The 1,977-nt window shown below is 70.4% G+C and carries 2 protein-coding genes; both read left to right on the top strand.

Features of this window, described 5'->3' with window-relative positions:
* Nucleotides 1–1,096, top strand: a 1,096-nt coding sequence (locus LLG88_16025) for a hypothetical protein (protein ID MCE5248418.1), incomplete at its 5' end; no start/stop codon positions are given.
* A gap of 376 nt (nucleotides 1,097–1,472) precedes the next feature.
* Nucleotides 1,473–1,977: hypothetical protein (locus LLG88_16020; protein ID MCE5248417.1), on the top strand; the 505-nt coding region annotated here is incomplete at its 3' end.

The following is a 1,977-nucleotide window of genomic DNA, read 5'->3' as shown; positions in this document are numbered from 1 at the left end:
GTTGGCAACCGTCTGTTCCGCGGCCGTCGCCGCCGCCGCGACCCTGTTTCCCGCCGCGGCCGCCGACCCCGCCGCGATTCGGGCCGAGCTGTACAACCCGCCGGCCAAGACCGCCTACGACGACCTCGACGCCGCGACGGGAAAGCCCAAGATCGCCCAGTTGGGCGCCGCGCTGGTGCTCCGCGGAGAAGGACTCCCCGACGGCAAGTCGGTCGTCGCCTTTAAGTTCGACGACGCCGCCTGCGGCGACGAGCAGAAGACGCCGGTCACGGTCCGGCGGGGCCGCTTCGAGCGGCAGATCGACCTGGCGCGCGCCTGCCCCGCCGCGACGAACGTGCGCTGGCGGATCAAGGGCGAGGCGGAGAAGGAGCTCTCCGGCGTCGCGCCGCTCGCCTTCGCCCGCTTCTCCGGCCGCGTCGTCTACCGCGACGGCAAGCAGCGTCCCGTCTACATCATCCTCAACGACACCGACTTCGGCACGCCGGGCTTCTTCCACGTCCCCGTCGCCGACGACGGCCGCTTCGACGCGCGCGTTCCGGCGCGGGTCTACAACAACGTCATCGTCAACTCTTCGTTCTACGCCCGCGAGGTGCTGGAGCGCTGGGCGTGGGACTACGACCTGACGCGCGACCGCGAAGAGACGTTCACCGTCGGGCGGATGGAAATCTACTCGATGCACGCCTTTGAGCTGATCGGCGGGCAGCCGCTGGTCTTCGTCACGTTCCGCCCTTCGACCCTCAGCAGGGTCCTCGCCTTCGACGCGAACGGCGACGGCTTCGTGGACCAGAACGAGCGGAAGGCGATGGTGGAGGCGATGACGAAGACCCCCACGGCCATCGGACCCGAGCTCAAGGCCGAGAACGTCAAGGTCTGGCTCGACGGCGTCCCGCAGCCCGTGGCGCGCGTAGACCTGATCCCCGAGGCGAACGCGGACGGGCACTGGCAGGTGGAATACCTCGTGCAGATCACGCCGAAGGCGCGGCCGGAGCGCGGCGTGCGCCACGAGGTCCGGGTGGAGGTCGAGTCGAACGAGACGCTCCGCGGCGCCCAGTTCGTGGACTACGGCCAAGGCTCGACGACCTTCTTCCGTCCGTAGCGGCGGCGCCGGCGCTTCGGGGGCGCGCCCGCTCGGGCCTGCCCCCGCGTCGTTCGCCGCCCTCGACTGCTGGCCGCCCTGCAGCGCGCCGCGACAGAGCGCGCCGCTGCAGATCATCGGAAACGGGGCGAACCAGCAGGGGCCGTCGGCGATCGTCTGGAACGGGAAGAAATACGGCGTCGTCCTCCGTGACCCTGATGGTCTCGCGCGCGGCGAACGACGTCGATCTCGCGTGGAACCAGGAGACGCCGCAGTGATCCGCGGAGAGAAGGCCGTCGGCCCTCTCTCCCCCGTTTTCGCCGCCGCGGGCCGGCCGCGCCCGGCCCGCGGTGGTGGATAATCCGCCCCGGGGAGATCGAGCCCGGGGGACCACGCCATGACGAAGCACGCAGCGCTCGCCGCGGCGCTCCTGCTGTCGCTCGCGTTCGGCGGCCACGCCGCCGCCGCGCCGCTTCCCGACGGCCAGCGCTGGTCGGAGTACCGCTCCGCCCACTTCACGCTCTTCAGCTGCGCGTCCGAGGAGCGCACGCGCGCCGTCGTCGTCGGCATGGAGACGCTGCGCGAAGTGCTGCGCAAGATGTCGGCGGACCAGATGCTGGTCAACGCCCCGATCCCGACCTACGTCTACGTCTTTCCGGACGAGAAGTCGTTCGCCCCCTACAGCGGCGGACGCGACATCGCCGGCTTCTTCCAGCGCCGCTTCGACGGCAACTACGTGGCCGTGCAGGTGGGCGACGCGCGCTCGCTGGGCATCGTCTACCACGAGTATCTGCACTACTTCGTCGAGCGGAACATCCCCGCGCTGCCGCTCTGGCTGAACGAGGGGCTGGCCGAGTTCTATCGCACGATGGAGCGCACGAAGAACGGAGTGGACCTCGGCG

This window comes from bacterium, from assembly GCA_021372775.1.
Classification (GTDB): Bacteria; Acidobacteriota; Polarisedimenticolia; order J045; family J045; genus JAJFTU01.
The sequence above is the reverse complement of the archived record's forward strand: the minus strand, read 5'-3'. Positions and strand labels throughout refer to the sequence as shown.